General features: G+C 42.3%; 18 protein-coding genes. 3 read left to right on the top strand and 15 right to left on the bottom strand.

The window, feature by feature from the left end; all coding sequences use genetic code 11:
* Window position 1: 1 nt before the first annotated feature.
* From G587_RS0120600 to G587_RS0120610, 3 genes are all read right to left on the bottom strand, one after another.
* Window positions 2–1,447, bottom strand: coding sequence for a vWA domain-containing protein (locus G587_RS0120600; RefSeq protein ID WP_035787490.1), 1,446 nt, complete (start codon window positions 1,445–1,447; stop codon window positions 2–4).
* 41 nt (window positions 1,448–1,488) lie between these two features.
* Window positions 1,489–2,475, bottom strand: a complete 987-nt coding sequence (locus tag G587_RS23900; RefSeq protein ID WP_051201206.1) for a leucine-rich repeat protein — start codon at window positions 2,473–2,475, stop codon at window positions 1,489–1,491.
* Window positions 2,476–2,628: 153 nt separating this feature from the next.
* The gene (locus G587_RS0120610; RefSeq protein ID WP_026493784.1) at window positions 2,629–3,813 is read right to left on the bottom strand and encodes a response regulator; all 1,185 of its coding nucleotides are present in this window, start codon (window positions 3,811–3,813) and stop codon (window positions 2,629–2,631) included.
* Window positions 3,814–3,931: 118 nt separating this feature from the next.
* Between G587_RS0120610 and G587_RS24905 the strand changes: the two genes are divergently transcribed.
* Together G587_RS24905 and G587_RS0120620 are read left to right on the top strand one after the other, a co-directional pair.
* Window positions 3,932–7,681 carry a chemotaxis protein CheB gene (locus tag G587_RS24905; RefSeq protein ID WP_051201207.1) on the top strand — a complete coding sequence of 1,250 codons (3,750 nt, stop codon included), beginning with the start codon at window positions 3,932–3,934 and terminating at the stop codon, window positions 7,679–7,681.
* Between the two features lie 42 nt (window positions 7,682–7,723).
* Complete coding sequence (locus G587_RS0120620; protein WP_026493785.1) at window positions 7,724–8,074, top strand: hypothetical protein; 351 nt, start codon at window positions 7,724–7,726, stop codon at window positions 8,072–8,074.
* Between the two features lie 56 nt (window positions 8,075–8,130).
* Here G587_RS0120620 and G587_RS0120625 read toward each other — a convergent pair whose 3' ends face one another.
* From G587_RS0120625 to G587_RS0120675, 11 genes are all read right to left on the bottom strand, one after another.
* Window positions 8,131–8,922 carry an ABC transporter ATP-binding protein gene (locus tag G587_RS0120625; protein WP_026493786.1) on the bottom strand — a complete coding sequence of 264 codons (792 nt, stop codon included), beginning with the start codon at window positions 8,920–8,922 and terminating at the stop codon, window positions 8,131–8,133.
* A 32-nt stretch (window positions 8,923–8,954) separates the two neighbouring features.
* Entirely contained in the window at window positions 8,955–9,836 is an 882-nt protein-coding gene (locus G587_RS0120630; RefSeq protein WP_026493787.1) for an ABC transporter permease, read from the bottom strand.
* 111 nt (window positions 9,837–9,947) lie between these two features.
* Entirely contained in the window at window positions 9,948–11,105 is a 1,158-nt protein-coding gene (locus G587_RS0120635) for an ABC transporter substrate-binding protein (RefSeq protein ID WP_026493788.1), read from the bottom strand.
* Window positions 11,106–11,245: 140 nt separating this feature from the next.
* A complete protein-coding gene (locus tag G587_RS24910) occupies window positions 11,246–12,853 on the bottom strand; it encodes a sensor histidine kinase (RefSeq protein ID WP_051201208.1) in 1,608 nt (535 codons plus the stop codon).
* A gap of 9 nt (window positions 12,854–12,862) precedes the next feature.
* Window positions 12,863–13,573 (bottom strand): response regulator transcription factor, encoded by a 711-nt coding sequence (locus tag G587_RS0120645; protein ID WP_026493789.1) that lies wholly within the window; start codon window positions 13,571–13,573, stop codon window positions 12,863–12,865.
* A complete protein-coding gene (locus tag G587_RS0120650; RefSeq protein WP_051201209.1) occupies window positions 13,566–14,864 on the bottom strand; it encodes an ABC transporter permease in 1,299 nt (432 codons plus the stop codon). Before G587_RS0120650 ends, G587_RS0120645 begins: the two co-directional genes overlap by 8 nt.
* Window positions 14,833–15,555 carry an ABC transporter ATP-binding protein gene (locus tag G587_RS0120655; RefSeq protein ID WP_330364604.1) on the bottom strand — a complete coding sequence of 241 codons (723 nt, stop codon included), beginning with the start codon at window positions 15,553–15,555 and terminating at the stop codon, window positions 14,833–14,835. Before G587_RS0120655 ends, G587_RS0120650 begins: the two co-directional genes overlap by 32 nt.
* On the bottom strand, window positions 15,555–17,579 hold the full coding sequence (locus tag G587_RS0120660; protein WP_026493792.1) for an HlyD family efflux transporter periplasmic adaptor subunit: 2,025 nt from the start codon (window positions 17,577–17,579) through the stop codon (window positions 15,555–15,557). Before G587_RS0120660 ends, G587_RS0120655 begins: the two co-directional genes overlap by 1 nt.
* 123 nt (window positions 17,580–17,702) lie before the next feature.
* On the bottom strand, window positions 17,703–18,191 hold the full coding sequence (locus G587_RS0120665; protein ID WP_026493793.1) for a dihydrofolate reductase: 489 nt from the start codon (window positions 18,189–18,191) through the stop codon (window positions 17,703–17,705).
* A gap of 15 nt (window positions 18,192–18,206) precedes the next feature.
* A complete protein-coding gene (gene thyA, locus G587_RS0120670) occupies window positions 18,207–19,058 on the bottom strand; it encodes a thymidylate synthase (protein WP_026493794.1) in 852 nt (283 codons plus the stop codon).
* Between the two features lie 191 nt (window positions 19,059–19,249).
* A complete protein-coding gene (locus tag G587_RS0120675; protein WP_026493795.1) occupies window positions 19,250–20,881 on the bottom strand; it encodes an MBL fold metallo-hydrolase RNA specificity domain-containing protein in 1,632 nt (543 codons plus the stop codon).
* Between the two features lie 216 nt (window positions 20,882–21,097).
* Here G587_RS0120675 and G587_RS0120680 point away from each other — a divergent pair, with 216 nt between their 5' ends.
* On the top strand, window positions 21,098–21,865 hold the full coding sequence (locus G587_RS0120680; protein ID WP_081679552.1) for a spermidine synthase: 768 nt from the start codon (window positions 21,098–21,100) through the stop codon (window positions 21,863–21,865).
* Window positions 21,866–21,939: 74 nt separating this feature from the next.
* Here the strand turns inward: G587_RS0120680 and G587_RS0120685 are convergent, their stop codons facing one another.
* Window positions 21,940–23,712, bottom strand: a complete 1,773-nt coding sequence (locus G587_RS0120685) for a leucine-rich repeat protein (RefSeq protein WP_026493797.1) — start codon at window positions 23,710–23,712, stop codon at window positions 21,940–21,942.
* Window positions 23,713–23,923 lie beyond the last annotated feature (211 nt).

Genomic DNA, 23,923 nt, shown 5'->3' on the forward strand with positions numbered 1-23,923 from the left:
TTCATATATATAGTTGAATCGCCCAGTTTGGCATCTTATCTGCCCCTGTTTCCTTATCGGAAGGATAAACGAAGGCTGTATCATAATCCGTAGGATTCTCCGGATAGTCTCCAAAACCATCCGTGAAGTACATCAGACCTCTGAGGTGTTTTAGCTGTCCCTTCCTTCTAAGGTCATCAACATGGGAAAATACCGGTCTGAAATCTGTTCCGTATCCACCGGATATCTCAAACCTGTCGGCGTAACGTTCCATATCCTCCGGATGATTTATTATTATGTCATTCTGCACCCTGTTGTCACACTCAATTATGTGGACATGTATCTCTCTGAAAAAGTTCTGCCTCTGTCTCAGGATTCCCGCCGTTTCATTTAAAAATGACTGAACCAGTTCTTCCGAACAGGATGCGGAAGTATCAATAGCTATCACCAGTTCATCGACCTTGTGAGTCTCGCTATATTCATTCTCCTCTATAAGTGGCATGTTCCCATATATCTCCATGCCGTAATTATATAGTCCATAGTCAAAGGAGTCGGGATCTATCCTTATCTCCTCCCTGACAACCGCTATCTGATTAAGAAAATCCGTGTAGTAGGTTTTATCCTGGGTATCTGCCTTTAAGTAGAACTTAAGGCTTCCTGTCTCTGTACTCTTCTCATCTCCAAGGCTTGCGATGTCACTCTTTATTCGCTTCGCTGTATTCTTCCAGGCGTCCTCAATTTCTTTCTTGTTGGCCCGCCTCATCCTCATCTGCATCTGCATATCGATGTCGGGCTTATCTTCCTTTGGCGGTTCATCATTTTTATCCTCAAGCCTGTCCCAAAAGCTGTGATCATCCATTTTAAACTCACGCACCAATCGGTTCCAGGTATCCTCAGTAATGAGATTCAAATCCTTTTCCGCATTCGCTGTCCCCGCCAAGTCATCTGCCTCTGCTGCCATTTCCTGCGCATTTTCTATCTTAGGATGATAGATTTTCCACTCACAGTGTTTTTCCAGGAAGCTGTACACCTTCTCTGCCGTCAGTACTTTTATTTCTTCCGAAAGCTTCCCGTACCAGCGCTCTCTCAAATCTGAGCTCACTCTGTAAATACACTGATAATCCATGGAATCAAGTATGCTCTCTACCGCTATATCACAGGCAAGATCCCACAATTCCCCATCCGGGTACTCTGAAGCCCTGTACATATGCCTGAACATACAGTGCATCAGCATATGAAGATAAGTTCTGTTCAGTTTATTCGGATCCTCAACATAGGTCTTAAACACATAATTAGGGTTATAAAGAACGCTGACCGCATCAGTACCGACAGAAGTGGTAGACATGTCACGTCTGATTTCCAGCATGGAAAGAGCCGGCGCCATAAATCTCATTGATAAAAGGAGCTCCGTCTTTACGCTGTTCCATATTTGATTACCTAATTGTTCTGACTGCTTACTTTTTTCCATTTGTTTTCCTAAAAATATTCTGTAACAGATTTGATAGCATATCAAAAATCCAGTTCCAGGAATCCGGTTCCTTTTGTGACACTACTGTCATCCATTTTCTTCACATCACTGTCACTGTTTCTCTCATCTCTGTCATTTTCAGCGTAATTCATCAGCATACTAACTATTGCGGTGATACCCCTGTCAGCAGCTATATGTGCTAATTTGCCTGCCTCGCCTTTATCAAGTAATCCTCTGTCCAGATAAAACGCAATATGCTCTTCTGCGTTTTGAAAATAGTCGTAAAAAGTCCCAATAGGATCACCGGATTTTAAATCCATATTTTTGACCACTTTAGTCAAGCTCTTTAAAGCATGCCTCAAAAGCCATTTTCCATAAGTATCTCTTGCATCATCCGATAATTCATAAGGCTCAAGAAGCCTTGCCATAGCTATCATCTCCGCTGTACCCTTGTCGTCAGCCGAGACCTTCGAAAACAGGTTATCATACTCTCTTATGTTGATCTGATCGCTTTTTACGCACTCTCTGTAAGCGTATCCGGTGCCTTCTATTGCGAACTGGATGGTCCTTGCCATGGTATTTTCCACAAAGTCGTAGTTAAATCCGGGGAACACCATAAGTGCATCGCCGTCCTTCATATGAATTCTAAAGGTAAGCCTCCTGTCATTATCCTCAAGGATTCTTCTGATTATATAGTTATTTCCATTTTCCATGAAAACTTCTATTTCTTCAAGGCTCTCACACTGCCGGGTTCCGCCATCGAGATACTCTGATACCGAATCAGTCAAAGTGATTCTTTTGAGATTCCCACAATTGTGAAAAGCAAAGCCCAGAATTGTATGGATTGTATTTGGGATTACAACCTCCACCAAGTCCTTGCGCGACGAAAAGGCGTGGTTACCTATGACCTTAACCGGTAAACTCCCTGCCTCGGGGATTACCAGCTTCCTGCAAGTATCCTCACATCCCTTGATGACCAGATACTTTTCTTCATTTTTGTTATTTTTTTCTTCAAATATATATCTCATTCTTGTCCTAATACTCTCAATATATTTTCATTCCACAATAGCTATATCATAAAAAAGAACTCATGCCTCAAAAACACAAGGCATAAATTCTTTTAATTATCAACCACCTATGGTAACACACGTTCATCGCTCACATCTACACTAGTGCTGCGGTCATCTAATATATTCTGCAACTGTGTTATACAATCTTCCGGAATCAATGGGCTTCACCAGATGCGAATTCATCCCCGCCTTAAGGCTCTGCTCATAGTTTTCATGAAAAGCGTTCACAGTCATGGCTATGATCGGAACCTTTCTGGAGGAAGGAATTGTAGTGTTTTCCCTTATCTGCCTTGCAACAGACAGTCCGTCTATATCCGGCATTACAATATCAAGTAAAATCAGATCAAATTTACCATGCTCCATTCTGTATGTGAGAAGTGCTTCTCTGCCATCTCGAACCGTAATAACCTCAGCGCCTTTCTCCCTAAGAAGCTTATCTACAATCTCAAGATTAATCTCATCATCATCTGCTACCAGAATCCTCTTCTGTGAAAAATCATAATTCCGATTTATCCTGGACATATATTCTTCCCCTAAAACCATAGGGAATTTAAAAGTGACCTGCAATTGCACTCCGTTTTCCGGTTGAGATACAACATCTATAGCATCTGCCCCCATCTCATGTGCATAGAATCTGATAATGATTGCCTTTGTATCCATGGTGTCAAGCATCGAGTACATATCATATTCCAGCGCATCATACTCATCCTTAAGTGATTGAAGCTGACTGCTTTGAAGAAATGCCTCTTCTCCTGCCACTTTAAAACTTAATTCAATTTCATTATTTGTAGCTCCTTTATTTTCCGCCATAAAATAAATAGTGCTCAGATTCGGCATAGACTCAGCAATAACTCTGATCATTTTGCGAAGCACCTGAAAAAGAATCGAATAATCTGCGCTGATATAACAGTTGTCCAATCCTTTCTTTTCAATATTAAGCATTATTCCCATAGGAATGAGGAAGTAAGAAGCTTCACTCCTAAGTGACTCCAGAAACTCATCCAGGTTAATAAGCTCCGGATGAAGGCTAACCTGTTTCATCGCAATCTGACGAAGAGCCATAACATCATCTATTGACTCATTCATCAAATGACCTGCCCTATTTATCTGATCAAGGTAATGATTTACAGCCACTTCATCATTACCCGTGTCCTTTGCTATCTTGGAAAATTCAATAATAGAGTACAGAGGGCCCCTGACATCCCGGCTCATCTGTTCAAGAAAAGCATCACTATAATAAAGCTTATGCTTTGTCTCGATAAGTCTATCAATAAGCTCTTTTTTATTGTCGTTCATTACATTCCCCTCTAGAAAATTCTCAGAAATCTTGAGATAATGATATCATATATTCATACAAGAATACTACGAAAAATATTAATCTTGATTTAATGCAAATCTCAGAAAGGCGATTCATATGTATAATCCCCAGGATATGTCCGTAAATATTCAGCCACATTGCGTAGTAGGAATAGGAGCTTCCGCAGGAGGATTGGAAGCGCTTCAGCAATTTTTAACCTTCCTTCCCTCTAACACAGGTATGGCATTTGTCATAATCCAGCACCTTGCTCCCAATCACAAGAGCATGCTTGTTGATATTCTGGGCAAATATAATTCCATGCCCATAACAGAAATCGAGGACGGAATGCTTGTGGAGCGAAATCACATCTACATGATTCCGCCTAAGTACAACGTTGAAATACACAACAACGTCTTAAACCTCAAGGAACAGAATTCTCAGCAGATAAGTCATCCTATCGACATCTTCTTCCGTTCGCTTGCAAACGCCTATGAAAATCGCTCCGTTGCTGTAATCCTCTCAGGAACAGGTTCCGACGGTACAAACGGAATCAGAGCAATCAAGGAGCAGAACGGTATGATCATCGTTCAGAGCCCCGAGTCTGCCAAATTCGACGGAATGCCCAGAAACGCCATAAGTACAGGCTTTGTGGATCTGATGTTAAAACCCGATTCCATTGCCAGAGAGCTTGCACACATTGCTAAGTCTGTTGTTGACGCTGAGGCACAGCTTGGCTCTACCGATGATGATCTTTTATCCAAGATTTTTACAATACTGAAAAATGTCACCAATATAAATTACGCTTACTATAAGCAGACCACAATCCTCAGAAGAATTGAACGAAGACTTGTGGTTACCCACAACAGAAACCTCCGGGAATACGTCAACTACATGAACAACAATCCCGAGGAGGCTAAGCTGCTTGCAAAGGAAGTCCTTATCGGCGTTACCTCATTTTTCAGGGATCCAGATTATTTTGAAGTACTCAAGGAAACTGTAGTAAAAAAACTAATCACTAATTCACATCCTGACGACGAGCTCAGAATATGGGTTGCCGGCTGTTCAACCGGTGAAGAAGCTTATTCCATCGCCATTTTATTTGCAGAGGCTATGGAGGAACTCTCTGTCCACAGGGGCGTAAAAATCTTTGCCACAGACCTTGATCCCGATTCCATAGGCACTGCTGTTCGTGGTGTTTATGGCAACAACATAATAGAAGATGTGTCGGTTGCAAGACTTTCCAAATATTTCACAAGAAAGGGTAACAAGTATGTCATTCATCACGACATACGAAAAATGATCATCTTCGCGCAACACAATGTATTCCAGGATCCGCCCTTTGGAAAACTGGATCTTATCTGCTGCAGAAATGTCCTGATATATTTCCAGGCTGTTCTGCAGAGGAATCTTTTTGCCATCTTCCACATGGCACTCTCCGACAGAGGATATCTGTTCCTTGGTCGTTCCGAGTCAGTCATAGACTACTCAGATGTGTTCAGGGTTGTCAGTGCCGATGAAAAAATATTCATACACTATGCGGAAGGCAATGCTCCCACTCACGAGCAGTTTGCTTATTCCATGAGCAACATAGACGCACCCATCGAGCCAATAAACATAAACGGAATGGATGATGATGATTCCATTAATTACAAGGCTCATGAGCTCGACACCTCTGTACTCGAGGCACTTATGCCTGCTACAGTTCTTGTAAATGAAAAGAATGAACTGGTAAGAAGCTATGGAAATTGTTCCAGACTCATAACTATCCCTGCCGGTCAGGTAACCCTTGATATTTTCCAACTCATTAGAGCAGATATGAAAATTGCGCTATCTACAGCTCTCAAAGAAGCAAGGCTTACCAACGATCGCAAGGCTTACTCCAATATTCCTGTGGATATTGACGGAAAATCTGAGTTTGTTTCAATAGTTGCTAATCCTATAAATGACAGCCATGGTCAAAAAACAGATTTCACAGCGGTATCCTTCCTACGCGGTCGTGAGGATCTGAAAATTGATATGCAGGAATATAAGATTGACCTTGCTGCATCCAAGCGAATTTCAGACCTGGAACAGGAGCTGAAGGTAACCAAAAATTCCCTGCGTCAGACCGTTACAGAGCTGGAGTCTACCAACGCAGAACTCCAGGCTGCAAACGAAGAACTGCTTACTGCCAATGAGGAATTGCAGTCAAGTAACGAGGAACTTCAGTCTGTAAACGAGGAGCTATACACTGTCAATTCCGAGTATCAGTCCAAAGTTACGGAGCTGGCTGTTGCCAACAATGATATTGCCAACTTCCTGGCCTCCACCCTGATTGGAATCCTGATGGTGGACAAGGATCTTAATATCAGAAAATATACAGAGTATATTTCCTCAGAATTCAGCATTGCAGATCAGGATGTAGGAAGATCCCTTCGCTATATCAGCTTTAATTTTGTAACAATAGACCTCATGGCAAAATGCAGAGAAGTCCTTGATACAGTGGAACCTCTTGAACAGAGATGTGCCTCTATTGCAGGAAAAACCTACCTGATTCGAATAGCTCCCTACCACGATATCAATGGAGCCGATGAATTCGTAGTTTCTCCTGCCGATAAGAGACGCAATCTCAAAGGTTTGGTTCTCACCTTCGTTGACACTACTAAGCAGATTGAAGATCAGGAGCAGATAGATGAAATGGGCAAGGCACTTCGTGCAGCAGTTCGCTCCAGCCGTGAAAAGGAGACCTTCCTTTCACAGATGTCCCACGATATGAGAACTCCTCTTACCGCTATTTTCGGACTCACTCAGCTATCTCTTCAGGAGGATTCCATATCTCCTACTCTCAAGGATAACCTTGATAAGATTATGACTTCCAGTAAATATCTGTTGTCGCTAATCGAGGAAATACTTGAGACAAGCAAAATTGACTCAGGAAAAGTTGTTTCCATAAGCTCTGCTGTTCGTGAAGAAAATATAATCAACTCAATTTCTTCCATAACTGAAGAACAAACAAGAAAGGCCGGACTCGACTTTGAATGTAAGATAAACGGATCCAAGGACAAATATGTCCTCATGGACTCCAAGCATGTTGAGAGGTCCATTCTCAACCTCCTTTCCAACAGTATCAAATATACACCAAAAGGAGGCAGAGTAATCTTCACCACTGATGTAACATACACCGATTCTTCCTCTGTACACACCTATACCATCAGGGATACCGGCATAGGCATAAGCGATGAGTTCCAGAAAAAGATGTTCCTGCCATTTGAGCAGGATCGTGATTCAGACGACCCATACCAGGAAGGTACAGGACTTGGTCTTTACATATGCAAAAACCTTGTAGAGCTCATGGGTGGAACAATATCCTGCACAAGCCACGTAGGTACCGGAACAGAATTCAAGGTTGTTCTCACTTATCCTCTGGCAACAGATGAGCAGATATCCCTACATACTCATCAGTCAGAAAAGTATGAGGATCATATTCTCTACGGCAAAACCGTGCTTCTTGCAGAGGACAATACCATAAATGCAGAAGTAATCATAAAACTGTTAAAGACAAAGGGAATTCACGCTGAGGTCGCACGAGACGGCCAGGAAGCAATCGACATGTTTAAAAACCGCGACCCTTACCACTATCAGGCAATTTTCATGGATCTTATGATGCCTGTCAAATCAGGTCTTGAAGCCGCAAAGGAAATACGTGCCATGGAGAAACCCGATGCCGCTGTTATTCCGATTTTTGCACTTACAGCAGACATGGCCAATGATGTTGAGAACAGATGCATTTGCTCAGGAATGGATCAGGTTTTGGAAAAGCCTATTGATCAGAACAAGCTGTTCTCAAGTCTCGCAAAGGCAATCCAGAAGCAGCTTGACGAAAGCTGATAGGCCACTTATCATACTAAAAAACAGGAGCAAAAACATTGTATGGATAACAAAAAAATAGCTGCACTTAGTGCATGGGGGGCAGATACCGCAGCTGCAATCAAACGAATGCTCGGTGATGAGGACTTTTATCTGGGACTTATAGATGCTTTTTTATCCAACAACGATTGGCGCGATCTGTGCACCATGATAGAAAAAGAGCAGTACCGAGATGCCTTTGTAATCTCTCACAGAATTAAAGGTTCCTGCGCAGATCTATCGCTCAATCCTCTATTTGCGGTTATGTGCGAACTCACAGACGATTTGCGAAACGAGGAAATCCGCCCTACACTTGAGAAAAATTATGAACTGGCAAACAAGATAAGAGATTCACTAATCGAAACCCTACAATAAAATAGAATTAAATAAAAAAATGGCGCGTATGATATATGCATACGCGCCGAATTTTTTTATGACAATACCATTGAATCATTAACCTCATCATTGCCGGCTTCTTCGAACTTCTGAAGAAGATCTGCGACCTTGAGGTTTTTCTTTTCCTCTCCTGCCACATCGTAGATGATCTTACCTTCGCTCATCATGATAAGTCTGTTTCCATGAGCGATAGCATCCTTCATGTTGTGGGTAACCATGAGAGCTGTGAGGCTGTGCTCTTTGATGATGTTCTCGGAGATCTCAAGCACCTTCTTGGCTGTCTTGGGATCAAGAGCTGCTGTATGCTCGTCGAGAAGGAGCAGATCAGGCTTTTTCAGTGATGCCATAAGAAGTGTAACCGCCTGTCTCTGACCACCTGACAGAAGTCCAACCTTACTTGTAAGACGATCCTCAAGTCCAAGGTCAAGGGATTTTAACAGTTCCTTATAACGAGCTCTCTCTGTGTTGTTGATTCCGCTTTTCAGACCTCTGCTCTGTCCACGTCTTGCAGCCAGGGCAAGATTCTCTTCAATCTGCATTGTAGCAGCTGTTCCCATCATGGGATCCTGGAAAACACGACCAATGTACTGTGCTCTCTTGTACTCAGGGAGCTTTGTGATATCATGTCCGTTTAAGACAATGCTTCCTGAATCAATGGGCCACACGCCTGCAACCGCATTGAGGATTGTTGATTTTCCTGCACCGTTACCACCGATAACGGTAACAAAATCACCATCATTAAGTGTGAGATTAACGCCGTTAAGAGCTACTCTCTCATTGATGGTACCTTTATTGAAAATTTTAACCAGATTCTTTATCTCTAACATAATTTGTTTACCTCTGTCTTCGCTTCCTTTTATTATCTCTGCTTAACCTTAATTCCAAGATATCCCTGAATAGCAGGAATTCCAAGGAATACAGCAACAAGTACTGCACTAAGGAGCTTTAAGTAAGTTGAAGGAAGTCCAAGCTGAAGTACTACTGCAATTACGATGTAGTAGATGATAGCTCCCACAACGGAAACTCCCATTCTCACTGCAAAATTATGTCTTGATCCGAAGATAACTTCACCAATGATAACCGCTGCAAGTCCGATAACGATAGCACCACGACCTGCGTTAACATCTGCGTTACCCTGATACTGTGCGTAAAGTCCGCCTGCAAAAGCTGTAAGGCCGTTGCTGACAATAAGACCAAGTCTTATGCATCTTCCGGTGTTGATACCCTGAGCTCTTGCCATGTTCTGGTTACAACCGGTAGCACGGATGGCTGAACCGATCTCGCTTCCAAAGAACATATAAAGAAGGAAAATGATTATAGCCACAATTATCACGCTCATGAGAATTGAGTAGTTAATAAATCTGAGGCTGACAATAAGTGCATACTGGTCAACGCTTATGGCCTGATTGGATTTTCCCATGATAGCCAGGTTAACTGAGTACAGACCGAGCTGAGTAAGGATACCTGAAAGAATCGGGGGTATTCTCAGCATAGTGTGCAATAATCCGGTCACGTAGCCGGCACACATTCCTGCAATGAATGAACAGAGAAGTGATACATATACGTTATGCCCTGAGAGCATCATCATTACGCAGGTCGCTCCTCCTGTACAGAAAGATCCGTCAACAGTCATGTCGGCGTAATCAAGTACCTTGAATGTTAAGAAAACACTGATTGCCAATATTCCCCAAATAAGGCCCTGGGCAATTGAGCCCGGCAGTGCGTGTAGTAGTGAAACCATAAAAAATTACTCCTTCGTTTTTTATTTCCAAAAAACAAGATAAGAAGGTGCTCCAATTTCACGAGCACCTTCGCTTGTTATTGCTTTTAAATGTAATACAACTTTGATGTATTACTCACCCATCTCGATTGCTGTGAGACCCTCAAGAAGGCTTGTATCAAACTCGATAGCTTCTGCTGTCTCAGGATTGTACTCAGAAGTGATACCCTCTGATACGAACTCGATAGGCATTTCTGCAGGATTCTTACCATTAACAAGAATCTCATAAGCCTGCTTACCAGCTGTAACACCAAGGTCATAGTAGCTGATAGAAAGTGTTGCAAGACCACCGTTTTTGCACATGTTCTCCTCACCACATACGATGGGAAGCTTTGCAGGCCATGCTGCATTCTTAACGATAGACATGTTATCAGCGATTGTGTTGTCTGTAGGGATGTACAGGCAGTCGCAGTTACCAATTGCGTTTGTTACAACTGACTGAATCTCATTTGAATCAGCAACTGTGTATTCCTTGTAAGCGATTCCTGCTGCATCAAGAGCCTCTGCTGCAAGATCAACCTGGAACTTTGAGTTAGCCTCAGATGAGCAGTAGAGAATACCTACCTGCTTAGCTTCAGGAACAAGTGTCTGAAGAAGCTTGATCTGCTCATCAACAGGAGCAAGGTCAGAAGCACCTGTTACGTTTGTTCCGGGTGCATTGTTATCATTGATAACACCAGCTGACTTGTAATCTGTGATTGAAGTACCAACTACCGGAATATCTCCTGTAGCTGCAGCAACTGCCTGAAGTGCGGGAGTTGCATTTGCCATGATAAGATCATCCTTATCATTAACGAACTTTGTAGCGATTGTAGCGCAGTTAGCCTGCTCGCCCTGAGCGTTCTGATAATCGAACTCTACTGAATATCCATCAGCCTCAAGTGCTTCCTGAAGGCCTTCCTCGAAGCCCTTTGTAGCAGCATCAAGTGCGGGATGCTCAACGAGCTGGATAACACCAACATGGAAGGTCTTACCTGCTTCAGCCTTTTCTCCTTCAGCTGCAGCATCTGCTGTCTCCTCAGTGCTCTCCTCTGCAGCTGCATCTGCTGTATCCTCTGCAACCTCCTCAGTGCTCTCCTCGGCAGCTGCATCTGTGCTCTCTGCCTCTGTAGAAGCCTCAGCCTGAGTATCTGTAGCTGTAGTTGTGTTACCACCTGCTGTACGTGCGCAGCCTGTCATGCTAAGGATCATTGCGCCGCTAAGAACTGCGGCAAGAATCTTCTTTTTCATACTTTTCCTCCTCGTTTTTTAGAAATAATATTTTTTCATAATCTTTACTCTGTCACTTTACTGTTTAAATATTTTGACGCTTTAAACTGTAAAAGTGTTTTAATATATAATATCGCAAACATAAAGATTGGTCAATAAAACTATAGTATTATTTCAAATATTGTTGAGTACCCGGATTCACTATCATCCATGAGCCGGATTGTGCCTCCGTGAGCCTCAACAATAAGCTTGGCGATAGATAAACCAAGGCCTGTTCCCTTTCCGCTTGTCCTTGCCTTCTCCCCAACAACGAAGGGCTTAAATATCTCATCCTGTATCACTTCAGGAACGCCTACGCCATCATCACCAAGATAAATAATGACGTTTTCTCCGCTCTGCTTCATAGCTGCAAATATTTTCGTTCCCTTAGGATTAGATTTAACCGAATTGTTTATTATATTTTCAAAAACACGCTTTAACTGAGCATCATCTATGCTCTTTGTAATCTTTTCTTCAGGGATATCAATTTCCATTTCGTATCCTGCTATTTCGAGTTCACTGTATTTATTTGCAAGATACTCCCTGAAATACTCACAGATATCACACTCCCTTTTATAAAGAGAAAACTCAGGATGCTCCAGCTTTGAATACTCATAAAATGAATTTATAAGCTCCGAAAGATTGTCAGCCTTTCTGTTTATTGTCTCAAGGTATTTCTTCTGCTCTTCCTCAGGTACAAGCCCGTCTGCCACCGCTTTGGAATAGCCCTGTATCACTGTTATGGGAGTCTTTAAATCATGGGAAATATCCGCAAGGATCTTTTGCCTTTCCTTTTCAAGCCCCTCCTTCTCCCTCTCGGCCTCTGCCAGCTTGCTGGTCATATCGTTGAAGGAATCCATGATCTGTACGAATTCCTTGGGGCCCGAATAAGTTATTGCAACATCTCTGTTGCCCTCCCCAAGATCATCCATAGCATTCTGCAGCATGGTGATTGGCTTTCTGACCGCCAGCGCTGTACGAAAAACAAATATGATAACAAAAATCGCGAAAACAAAAAGGAAAGAAAAAATAGCAGTAAGATATATTCTCCTGAAGGTATCATTTAGCGAAGTATTGCTATAATCCTGATGAATGAGCATTGTCCTGCTCTCACCATTGTTTGTCACATATTCATATTTCTGAAGATAGGTGTCTGTGTCACCACCATACAGAATATTGAATTCCCTTTCAGATAAATGATCAATATCCATCCCACTGTCCGAATACACGACATTTTTATCGGAATCAAGAATTGCGACACCGCTAAGCGTGTACAGCTCACCTTCTCTGTCACTTACAGTAGCGTATTTATGAAGTGCATATCCACGGATGCTCCCATCCTCCGCCATAATAGTATCGAGATAATAATAACTGTTCCAACGATCTGAAGGAATAAATTCAAGCTCCTCAGGACTGTAGGTATTCTTTACGCTGCCATCACTGGAATAAATGACCTCTGCATTCTCATCCAGGACCTCAAAATAGCTCTTTTCCCCCAGGACCTTCTTAATATTCAGCCTGTCGTATTTTTCATTTTTTATTAATTGATCATTGCTTATAAAGCTTTTTACATTGGGGGTATAGTTTGCCTGTTCAATGGCATTTTCAGTGAATTTAACTACAAGAAAAGCAAGCAGCAGAACTGCTGCCGCAAAGAAAACATAATATTTGGTGACGAGCGAATAGAGCGTACCCTTTTCGCTCCTCATGGAAGAAAACAATTTTTTCATTTCGCCCCCTTATAAACCGCGGTCCAACTTGTACCCAAGCCCTCTGACTGTCTTAATGTATCTGGGGTTCTTACTGTCATCCTCAATCTTGTCCCTGAGCTTGCTCATATGCACCATAAGCGTGTTGTCATCATTCTCATAGTACTCTCCATTTACATGCTCATAGATCTGTACCTTAGTGAAAACTCTTCCCGGATTTTTCATAAGAAGTGTCATTATCTTAAACTCTGTAGGGGTAAGGAGTATCTCCTCATTTTTCTTGGAAAATCTCGCCTTCTCGACATCAAGCCTAAGTTCTCCTACAGTAAATGTCATGCTGTCTGACATATCACTGCTGCCAAGCTTGTAAAACCTCCTGAGCATAGCATTGGCCCTGGCAACAATCTCCAGCGGATTAAAGGGCTTCACCATATAATCATCAGCTCCGATATCCAGTCCCAAAATCCTGTCACTATCTTGATTTTTTGCTGACAAAACCAGGATAGGGATATTATTCCCCCTGTCCCTGATGGTTTTGATCACTTCATAACCGCTCATTTTGGGCATCATGATATCGCAGATAAAAAGGTTTGGCTGCTCATTTTCAACAGCCAAAAGAGCCTCCTTACCATTCTCTGCTGATATCACCTCATAATTTGCATTTTCAAGATAGAGCCTGAGAAGCGAGATAATATCCACATCATCTTCAGCCACCAGGATCTTATACTTTTTATCATTCATATCTAAGTGCCTCTATCGGGTTGAGCTTAGCCGCTTTGTTAGCCGGATAGTATCCAAAAAATACTCCAAATGCCATAGAAAACAGTACACAAAATATTATACCGCCTACGGATGCGCTTCCGCTATACCCCATCATTTTGGACGCCATGATTCCGAAAATCTGCCCAACAATTACACCCAATATTCCTCCTATAAAGCACACTACAACAGCCTCTGTTATAAATTGCAGTCTGATGCAGCCATTAGTTGCGCCAAGAGCCTTTCTTGTTCCTATTTCCCTTGTTCTTTCCGTGATGGATACGATCATGATATTCATTACACCGATACCACCTACCAGAAGAGATATGGCGCCGATGGCTGCAAAGGCATAGGTCTGTGTGTTCAGCATGGACTCCATTGATTTAATCTCTTCCTTCATGCTGTAGGCGTATGACTCGTATGCATCATTTTCCTTGTAATATTTATTATTAAAATACTCCGAAATCTCCGTTGCCAAAACACCCTGATCCGCTCCGTTTTTGGCTACCACTTCAAGCTCATCGAACTGATACTTTTCCCTAAGCTGTATGATAGCTGTCTGAAGCGGTATATAGGCAGATGTCCTTATATCCTTCTGCGATTTACCTGCGCCCATACCTCCGGCCTGACTCTCTGAATACTCATAAACTCCTATGATCGTATAGCTGTAGTACTTATTATCTATGACCGCCTCCACAGTCTGTCCAAGAGCTGCTGCCGGCTCTGTTCCCAGCATATTATCAACGTATCTGTCAGAAACAACTATTACCTTTCTCGATTCATTCTGCTCATTTTCTGAAAACCCTCTTCCTGCAAGAGTCTTTACCTTAGTCTGCTTAAGAGCCGGATTATTAACACCTTCGATCGAAATGTTGGCGTATTTTTTGCCATCCTCAATCTTAACCTCGCCCACCGATTTTTTCAGGGCTACACCTTCTACTTTATCCTTAAAATGGTCCGTAAGATCATTTATCATTTCCTCCGAAACATAGTCCTTATCCTTCATATCGCGTACAAATGTATCACTGGTGTAGTCATAATCCTCGCCCATTTTCTGCATAATATATAAGCTTATATTGTTAACGCCCATGTCTCCCATGGAGCCCATAACCGATTTATTCATGGCATCGCCCACAGTCATAATAGCTATGACAGAGGCTATACCTATTATTATTCCGAGCATTGTCAGAAAAGTTCTCATCTTATTTGCAAGAAGTCCTGTCAATGCCAGCTTTACATTTTCAAGAAGCATATCTGATTCCCATCCTCTCATCTATGAAAGCGCCGTCTTTTAATGTCAGTATTCTCTCCGTCTCCGTCGCAAGCTCAGGTGAATGTGTTATGAAAACAATGGTAATCCCCTGCTCCTCATGAAGCTTATGAAAAAGATCCATTATCTTTCTTCCGGTTGAGGAATCCAGCGCACCTGTAGGCTCATCAGCAAGGATAATAGAGGGACTGTTCACAAGGGCTCTTGCAATGGCAACTCTCTGCTTCTGTCCACCTGACAGTTCATCAGGAGTATGGTTAATCCTTTCCTTCATCTCCACAAGCTCAAGCAGCTCCATGGCCCGCTCTTTTCTCTCTCTCGCCTTCACCCCTGCATACAGCATGGGAAGCTCGACATTTTTCAGCGCGCTTGTTCTTGCTATGAGATTATAGGTCTGAAAAACGAATCCGATTTTCCTGTTTCTTATGTGCGAAAGCTCTGTATCACCGGCACTGCATACATCCACACCATCCAGCAGATACTCACCCTCTGTGGGCTTATCAAGTAGACCTATGATATTCATAAGAGTTGATTTACCGGAACCTGAGGTTCCTACTATGGAGACAAACTCACCTTTTTTTACATCAAGATCAATCCCATGAAGTATCTCAAGCTCATTCTCACTTCCTACATTGAATCGCTTGATTATCCCTCTTGCTTTTATCATGCTATCTGGTGTCATTATTTCTGCCATTATTCCACCCCACTCTCAGTATCTGTAATCATGAAATCATCAGAAGAAGGTACGATAACATCCATTCCTTCCTCGAGTCCATCACCCTTGATTTCTACGTAATAATCTGTCTTTACTCCGTAAGTCACCGTGATATGTTCTCCTGTAGATACCGGATTACCATTCTCATCAGTTCCCGCTTTTTCCACATAAAGGCTTCCGTCCTCAGCTGTCTGAACGCAGGTATCAGGTACAGTAAGTGTATTTCCTGCCTCCTCTTCGAGGATTGTGATCTTGGCAGTCATACCGATTCTAAGTCTGTCCTCCATTCCGCCTTCAATTGACACTTCAATAGGATAGTCGCTTGAAGATCCTGTGGATGCCTGCTCCTGTCCGCCGGACGAGGCAGTTCCCTGAGGTATGGGAGAGACAAATGAAAGTGTTCCATCCATCTCTTCTTCAACGGAATCTGTCTTGATCTTTACCTTCATTCCCTCTTTTATATCGCATATATCATACTGATCCACAGTTGCGGTAACCTTATAGCCACTGTCGTTCTGAATAAGTGCTATCTCATTGCCATTGTCGTAAATTCCACCTTCCTTTACGCCTACAGATGTGACAAGTCCATCGCAGGGAGCTACTATTGTAGCCTTTTCCATATCCTGCTCATATTTATCCACCTCCTGCTGCGCCTGGATCGTGTTTGTTCCCTGACTAAGCTGCGCTTCAGAAAAGCTGTCCTTTGAGTCCGCTACAGACTTATTGTTCTCTCTTTTCTGATCATCTGCATCTTCTTTTGCTTTATCTGCGCTCTCCTTGGCTGTCTTTATATTTTCCTTTGCTGACTTGGCATCACTCTCCTTCTCTGCCTGCTTTGACTTGGCATCGGAAAGATTGTTCTGAGCTTCCTCCAAGGAGCTCTGCTTGCTTTCAAGGTTTTTCTTGGCTTCTTCGTTTTCCTTTTGAGCCTTACTTACCTTCTTTTCCTTTTTATCTCTTTTCTTAACCGCATCTGTATACTGAGATTCCGCAGAATCAATCTCGCTTTTTATACCTTCCAGCTTTGATTTGGCATCGTTATATACCTGCTCTGCCTCGTTATATGCTCCCTGAGCCGTAGCCACATCCTGCCTGGCCTTATCAAGTGCTTCCTGAGCCTTTGCAAGCTCTTCCGGTGAAGCATCAGGATTAGAATCAAGTGTAGTCTTCTGACTCTCTGCATTTTTAAGAGCCTCGTTGGCCGTGCTAAGGCTTTCATTTGCTTTATTATATCTGTCAGCTGCTGAGGAAAAATCACCCTTCGTATAGGCCTCGTAATCAGTTTTCAAGGTACTGATAGTATTTTCAAGATCTGTCACATCCCTGTTGGCATCATCATAGGAAGCCTGCGCCTTTGAAAGCTTATCTTCACTGCTTGATACATCCTGCGATGCACTGTTAACCGCATCCTTAGCTCCATTTTCAGCAGCAGTTTTCTCGTTTACATCTCCTGTTGCGCTGGTGCTCTCTGCATTTGCAGTATTTGATGCAGTTACCGCGTCATTATATTCCTTATCTGCCTTCTGGGAATCCCTTTCTGCTCTCTCTATCTGAATCCTTGCAGTTTCAACCGCCGCATCATAATTCCTCTGTGCAGTTGCAAGCTCCAGAGAGTCTTTCTTCTTCGCTATTTCCAGTACTTCCTTTGCCTGTGCAAGAGACTTCTCAATGTTTGTTGTGTCCAGGGTTGCTATGATATCACCTTTTTTCACCCGGTCACCCACGCGCACCTTAAGTGAATTTATCTTTGCTCCGGTCAGCTCACTGGCAACGCTCTGACTGTCCAGTGCTGCAATCGTACCATTAAGGCTTATGGTCTTCTTAAGATCCTGCCTTGTCACCTGAGCAGTTTCTATCATCACAGGCATACTGTCCTCCATAGCAGCAGCCTGTCTGGCTCTGGTATACCCCATGGTTCCTACGGTGGTCGTTGTCATTACTATCACGGCTATTATTGCAATTGCCCTTGTCTTTTTCTTTTGAAAAATCTCTTTAATTTTCATTTATTCCTACCCCTTCCGGAATTATTGTCCAGGAAAGAGCTTACTATTTTCATATAAAAAAAACCTTTGCATAACCTTAAGATTTCTTAAGGTTTGCAAAGGCTGTAAACAAAAAGCAATATATCATACTCTCTTATAGGTTCTGAATGTGTAGGTGGTATCAAAATACGCCTGCTCTTCACTCTCCTCGAAAAGCTCCCACTCGGGATCCTTATCAAGGTTAGGGAAAAATCTGTCCGCTTCGAATACTCTGTCTATCTTGGTAACAATGCAGGTATCACACATGGGAAGAAGCTCCTCGTAGACCTTCGCTCCACCTATGCAATAAACAATGTCTGTGTCGTACTCTGCGATAGCATCCTTGAGCTCGTCCAGATTGTGAACAACTGTGGCATTTTTCACCACGTAATCAGGGTTGGTTGAAAGGATGATATTCTTTCTTCCTTCAAGTGGCTGCTGCCCGGGAAAGGTCTCAAGAGTTTTTCTTCCGTATACCAGAACCTTGCCCATGGTCTCCGCCCTGAAATTCTTCATGTCGTTGGGGATTCTGATAAGAAGCTGGCCCTTGTTGCCAATTCCCCAGTGCTCGTCTGCTGATAAAATTATTTTCATTTGCTCCTCCGTTTATCATATAGCTATAGGAATATTAGTAATCTGCTCGCCTGCAACCTCATAGTTTTCAAGCGAAACATCATTTCTTGTAAATTCATAAAAATCGTGAACATCAGGATTAAGGTGGAACTTCGGTGCCGGCTTGGGCTCGCGCTTAATAAGCTCCCTGATGATATCCACATGTCTGTCGTAGATGTGGGCATCAGCGATGACGTGAACAAGCTCACCAACGTTCATATCGCATACCTGTGCAAGCATATGAACAAGAACCGAATACTGAACCACATTCCAGTTGTTTGCTGCAAGCACGTCCTGAGAGCGCTGATTCAGTATGGCATTAAGAGTCAGCTTATCGTCGCCCTTTTTCTGTGTAACGTTAAAGGTCATGCTGTAAGCACAGGGATACAGGTTCATCTCAGACAGATCCTGATGCACATAGATATTTGTCATGATTCTGCGGCTGAAAGGATTGTTCTTAAGATCGTAGATAACCCTGTCAACCTGGTCAAACATGCCTTCCTTGTACTTGTGCTTAACGCTCATCTGATAACCATAGGCTTTTCCGATAGAACCGGTCTCATCCGCCCACTCATCCCAGATGTGGCTGTGAAGATCATTTACATTATTGGACTTCTGCTGCCAGATCCAGAGCATCTCGTCTGTGGCACTCTTAAGAGCTGTCTTCCTGAGTGTCATGATCGGGAACTCTTCTGCCAGATTATATCTGTTAACAACTCCGAATTTCTTAATCGTATATGCAGGGGTTCCGTCCTCCCAGTGGGGTCTTACCTTCTCACCCTCAGTACTGGTTCCGTTCTCCAGAATGTCCTTACACATATTTATGAAAATCTCATCTGCTTTACTCATGCCGATCCTCCTCAAATGTTTTTATTTCATAGGAATTCCCATAAAATAATAGAGAGTGCGCATCCTCGCGGAGCGTTTTTTATCTTATATAAGATAAAAAACACACTCTCTATAGTATACCGATTTATGGAATTTTTCTCAATTCACACTTCTGTTTTTTAATCCCCGTCCTGTTTTCGACTATTGTGTTTTTAATACCAATCCTGTTTGCGGTTATCACCCTTAATTTCCCATTTATCACACAGAGCGAGGATCTGGTCAGCGAATTTTGCCTTATCCTTGTTAGTCATGCCCTCGCTTCTTGCAATAATCGCAGTAAGCCTTGCACCTGCTGCCTTAAGTCTTGTAAATACATCAGATACAAGCTTGCTGGTCTTCTTAACCACTGCCTTCGGAACACCTTCCTTGATGATCTGTCCCGATATCAGATCAAATTCCGTTCCGCTAAAGGGAGCATAGGTATCATATCCGTATTCATCACGAAGACAGTTTGCAAATGCTGTACATGCCGAGTCATCACCATGAACTATGAAAACCTTTTTCGGTCTTTCCTTAAAGCCCTGAATCCAGTTGATAAGACCGTTTTTGTCTGCGTGGCCTGACAGGCCGGACAACTTTATAATCTCTGCCCGTACGTCAATCGTCTCCCCGAAAAGCCTTATCTCATCTGCGCCTTCGAGAATAGCACGACCAGTTGTTCCGATTGACTGATAGCCCGCAAAAAGAATGGTGGAATCCTCGCGCCACAGATTATGCTTCAAATGGTGCCTGATTCTTCCTGCTTCACACATTCCCGAAGCCGAGATGATTACCTTTGGTGTCTCTTCCTCATTTATCGCGCGGGACTCCTCTGTAGTGATTGCAAGGTTAAGTCCCGGGAACGACAACGGATTGATATGCTTTTTTACCAGAGCCAGCGCTTCCTCATCATAGCAGTCAAGCGCATGGTCACCAAACACCTCAGTCGCCTCCACTGCCATTGGAGAGTCAACCCAAACAGGAAAATCATCCACCGTAGTTACGAGGTGATCCTTTTTTATTGTTCTTAAAAAGTACAGAATCTCCTGGGTTCTTCCTACTGCAAAGGAAGGTATTACCACATTCCCGCCCCTTGCAAAGGTTCTGTTCAATATTTTTGCCAGCTCAGCAACATAATCCGGCTTCTCGCTTTCATGATATCTGTCGCCATAGGTGGATTCCATAACAACATAATCGGCGGTTGAAGTAAGCTTTGGATCCTTCAAAATCGGCTGATCGTAATTTCCTATATCTCCCGAAAATACTATCTTTTTCTGTGCCCCTTTTTCAGTAGCCCACACCTCTATACTGGCAGATCCCAGGAGGTGACCGATATCAGTAAATCTTATCGTGACACCATCACAAATGTCTATCTTCTGGTTGTACTCACAGGACACAATGTGACGCAGCGTATTATCTGCATCCTCCATGGTATAAAGCGGCTCTATCTGCTTGATATTCTTATTCCTTTTACCCTTGCGGCTTCTCCACTCAGCCTCCTGCATCTGAATATGTGCACAGTCACGGAGCATTATATTACACAGATCAGCCGTTGGTCTCGTCATGAAAATTTTGCCGCGAAATCCTCTTGCATATAAAAGCGGCAGATTACCCGAGTGATCAATGTGCGCATGCGTAAGAAGAACATAATCTATCTCAGCAGCGCTTACAGGGAGCTCTGCATGCTCAAAAGCAATGCTTCCCTGTTCCATACCATAATCTACCAGAATGTGCTTATCACCAATATTCAAGTAATGACAGCTACCTGTAACCACATGATCCGCACCGATGAAACTAAGCTTCATAGGCACCTCCTTCCGGAAATGACTTATTATTACTTTGATCAAAAACAGTCAAAGACAATAGTCCTCCAACTATAAAACCAAAGCTATACATTAATTTTAAATCTGCTATGCCCCCTATGCCAATAAATTAATTATGGATATAATGCGTAAGTTCTAACCATTTTCTAACATTTTTCTTATATTTTTATATACCGCATTTTGTTGTAAAATTTCCTCATGAATATTTTAGAACAGTTATCACTTTATATTTTTCCTAAAACACGTTTCCGCTCTGCGGACAGACATATTGAAATCAGGGATACTATCGAAAACCACCGCGCCGTAAGGCTTCTTCTGTATGACGGAGTAAGGGAGTCCGGCATGTACCTGGACGAATATGGTGACAGGGATCCTCTGTTTAATTACATGAAAACTCTAAAGACCATGGTCACACACAATCCCGGACTAAATAACTGCCTTCTCATAGGAGGCGGTGGTTTCATCATCCCCAAACTCTACTTAAAGGGCCATCCCGAGCGTCGCATAACTGTCGTGGAAGTGGATGGCACCTACGTTGAGCTTGCAAAGAAATACTTCGGTCTTGATACAAACGACAAGCGTATCAAGATTGTCGTTCAGGATGGTTTTGAATTCATAAAAAATACCACCATGCACAATGCAGGCATAGAAAGCAACTATAGCCGTGATGTTCGCTATAGCAATGCTCCCTCTGCGGCAAAATACGATCTGGTGATCTTTGATGCCTACACCGGAAGCTCTGCTTCCAGGACTATCCTATCAGAATATGCATTAAAAAGCGTATATTCCCTTCTAAGTCCAAACGGAATATACGCTCTTAACATGATAAACGAGGCTCAGGATGTTATCTCAATGCAGACACATCTACTTAATGCCAGCCTCAAGAATATATTCAAATATACCAGGATCGTTCCCTGCAAAGGCGGTGGGAACTGTATCCTGATGGCATCTGATAGAAAATTATAACCCTCCTGCTTCTTTGCAAGAGGGTTATCTATTATGTCGTATTTTTTGAATTATACAGGCTGTTTCCAAAAGTATCAGTGCTTCTTTATCTTTAAAGTCGCTTCTTTGGCGCCACCCTTTTTGCGGATTGTCTTAAACAGCTTCTTGGCAGCCTTTTTATTCGTTGTCTTTACAACAAAGGTTGCGTCCTTCTTTATTCCCTTAAAAGCATTTTTATTAATGCCAACAGAATCAGATTCAAGTGTAATCTTTGAAAGCTTCTTACATTTCTTAAAGGCATCCTTCTCAATAGTGCTAACGGAAGAAGGAACTGTAACAGCCTTTATCTTCTTATTCTTTGCAAAAGCATTCTGTCCAATAACTGAGACACTAAGTTTATGTCCCTCGCAGGTTACTTCAGACTCTACAGTGAATTTCTTAGACTTTGTCTCAGACTTTATAAGAGCGGCGCTATCCTTTGAAGTCACCTTGTAGGTCTCAGTTCCTACTGTAAATTCCTTACCGATTTCGAGGGGCTTATCGGACTGATTTCCATTTGCGCCATCTGTACTTCCGGCCTCATCATTTTTCTCAATCCATTCATAGTCATAATCTTCCTCTGTATCAGGAAGTTTCTCCTTAGGATCCAAATATAACCAGGTCTTGGTAGGCGTTGTTCTGTCAAGATAAGTGTAAGCTACACTTTTATCCAAAGTTTTTCCGCCATCATTGGATTTATAGAAAACTCCGCCAAGCGGGATTCTGCATATTTCAGGCATCTTGGCAGGTGTCTTAATTGCTGTCAGATACGAATATTTATAATCGGTAAAAAAGTTCTTATATGAAGCCACCCCTGATAAATCCAGCGAAGATATATCAAGTTTACCTTTGTAATTACAGAACATCCAGTCAGCAACTGTAATCTTTTTAGCATTAAAGCCTGTAAGTGACAAAGAAGACTCATTATAGCTTGTTCCTAATCCACAAAACATGGAAGTAAAATCGGTAACATATTTCGGTGACATGCCTGAGAAGTCCAGATGTTTCAGTGATCTGCACTCCAAAAACATGCCATCGCACGCCTCTGCTATCCTCATATCAAAGCTTCTGATATTAACACTCTCAAGCCCATAACAGCATTGGAACATACGCGCAAATATTTTGGTATTTGATGTATCAAAACCTGAAAAATCAGCACTTTTCAGAGCGCTGCAGTAAGAAAAAATATAACCCATATCTTCAATTTTAGACTTTGAAATGGGTTTTAAATCTACACCCTCAAGCGTTTTACACCTATAAAACATACATCCCGCTTCTAAAACCTTAGTTGATGAAAAACTGCCCCAATTCACTGTCTTCAATTTTTCACAGTCATAAAAAAAAGAATTCGTCCTCGTAACATTTGATCCATCGACCTTATTTCCAAAGTCAATGTTTTCCAAAGCCATCATTGACGTACACATACCACCGCAGTCTTCATTAAAGATTATTTTTTTATCTCTGTTTATAACATAGACATTTCCATCATCATAAACGGCATATGTAGAGCCAAAGTCTGTCACTCCCTTACCTTTAAGGAATGAGATCAAATCCACTTTTTTATCTGTAAGTGTCTCTCCGGCTGACATGAATTTAATCTTCTTGATAAGTGTATCATTCTCACTTCTTCTATATCCACTCTCGCCTATTTTCGTTCCTGCAGCCAGTTCCCTTACAGTCTTGTTAAACTTACTTCCTCCCATAAGTTTTCCGTTTTCACTGACATTCACATACTTCATCTCGGCTGCCTGCGCTTTGATAGTAAACAGTCCCATTGACAGGACTAAAAGCAGGAAAAATGTAGACACTGTTCCCAAAACTTTCTTCATAACTATAAAATTCCCTCCACTTCAAAAAGTTCCCCTCGCGTGGCTTTGCCACGTTGTCTATTATCGCCTAATGCATAGAATTATTCAATCCCAAATAAACCCATATTTTTATACCATATTATAATTTACAAATTTACGTATAATTCTCTTTTGTTGTTGTACTAAGAGCTGCATTATTATAAAATGTCCATTGTGCCACAGGCACAAATCA

The organism is Butyrivibrio sp. XPD2002, assembly GCF_000423945.1.
Classification (GTDB): domain Bacteria; phylum Bacillota; class Clostridia; order Lachnospirales; family Lachnospiraceae; genus Butyrivibrio.

What these genes read in the sequence shown, in the direction of transcription:
- G587_RS0120660 (WP_026493792.1), bottom strand. Translation starts at nt 17,579, where the DNA reads ATGAAAATTAAAGAGATTTTTCAAAAGAAAAAGACAAGGGCAATTGCA.
- G587_RS0120650 (WP_051201209.1), bottom strand. Translation starts at nt 14,864, where the DNA reads ATGAGAGGATGGGAATCAGATATGCTTCTTGAAAATGTAAAGCTGGCA.
- G587_RS0120635 (WP_026493788.1), bottom strand. Translation starts at nt 11,105, where the DNA reads ATGAAAAAGAAGATTCTTGCCGCAGTTCTTAGCGGCGCAATGATCCTT.
- G587_RS0120665 (WP_026493793.1), bottom strand. Translation starts at nt 18,191, where the DNA reads ATGAAAATAATTTTATCAGCAGACGAGCACTGGGGAATTGGCAACAAG.
- G587_RS0120600 (WP_035787490.1), bottom strand. Translation starts at nt 1,447, where the DNA reads ATGGAAAAAAGTAAGCAGTCAGAACAATTAGGTAATCAAATATGGAAC.
- G587_RS0120610 (WP_026493784.1), bottom strand. Translation starts at nt 3,813, where the DNA reads ATGAACGACAATAAAAAAGAGCTTATTGATAGACTTATCGAGACAAAG.
- G587_RS0120625 (WP_026493786.1), bottom strand. Translation starts at nt 8,922, where the DNA reads ATGTTAGAGATAAAGAATCTGGTTAAAATTTTCAATAAAGGTACCATC.
- G587_RS0120655 (WP_330364604.1), bottom strand. Translation starts at nt 15,555, where the DNA reads ATGGCAGAAATAATGACACCAGATAGCATGATAAAAGCAAGAGGGATA.
- G587_RS23900 (WP_051201206.1), bottom strand. Translation starts at nt 2,475, where the DNA reads ATGAGATATATATTTGAAGAAAAAAATAACAAAAATGAAGAAAAGTAT.
- G587_RS0120630 (WP_026493787.1), bottom strand. Translation starts at nt 9,836, where the DNA reads ATGGTTTCACTACTACACGCACTGCCGGGCTCAATTGCCCAGGGCCTT.
- G587_RS0120645 (WP_026493789.1), bottom strand. Translation starts at nt 13,573, where the DNA reads ATGAATGATAAAAAGTATAAGATCCTGGTGGCTGAAGATGATGTGGAT.
- G587_RS0120685 (WP_026493797.1), bottom strand. Translation starts at nt 23,712, where the DNA reads ATGAAGAAAGTTTTGGGAACAGTGTCTACATTTTTCCTGCTTTTAGTC.
- G587_RS0120620 (WP_026493785.1), top strand. Translation starts at nt 7,724, where the DNA reads ATGGATAACAAAAAAATAGCTGCACTTAGTGCATGGGGGGCAGATACC.
- G587_RS0120675 (WP_026493795.1), bottom strand. Translation starts at nt 20,881, where the DNA reads ATGAAGCTTAGTTTCATCGGTGCGGATCATGTGGTTACAGGTAGCTGT.
- G587_RS24905 (WP_051201207.1), top strand. Translation starts at nt 3,932, where the DNA reads ATGTATAATCCCCAGGATATGTCCGTAAATATTCAGCCACATTGCGTA.
- G587_RS0120680 (WP_081679552.1), top strand. Translation starts at nt 21,098, where the DNA reads ATGAATATTTTAGAACAGTTATCACTTTATATTTTTCCTAAAACACGT.
- G587_RS24910 (WP_051201208.1), bottom strand. Translation starts at nt 12,853, where the DNA reads ATGAAAAAATTGTTTTCTTCCATGAGGAGCGAAAAGGGTACGCTCTAT.
- thyA (WP_026493794.1), bottom strand. Translation starts at nt 19,058, where the DNA reads ATGAGTAAAGCAGATGAGATTTTCATAAATATGTGTAAGGACATTCTG.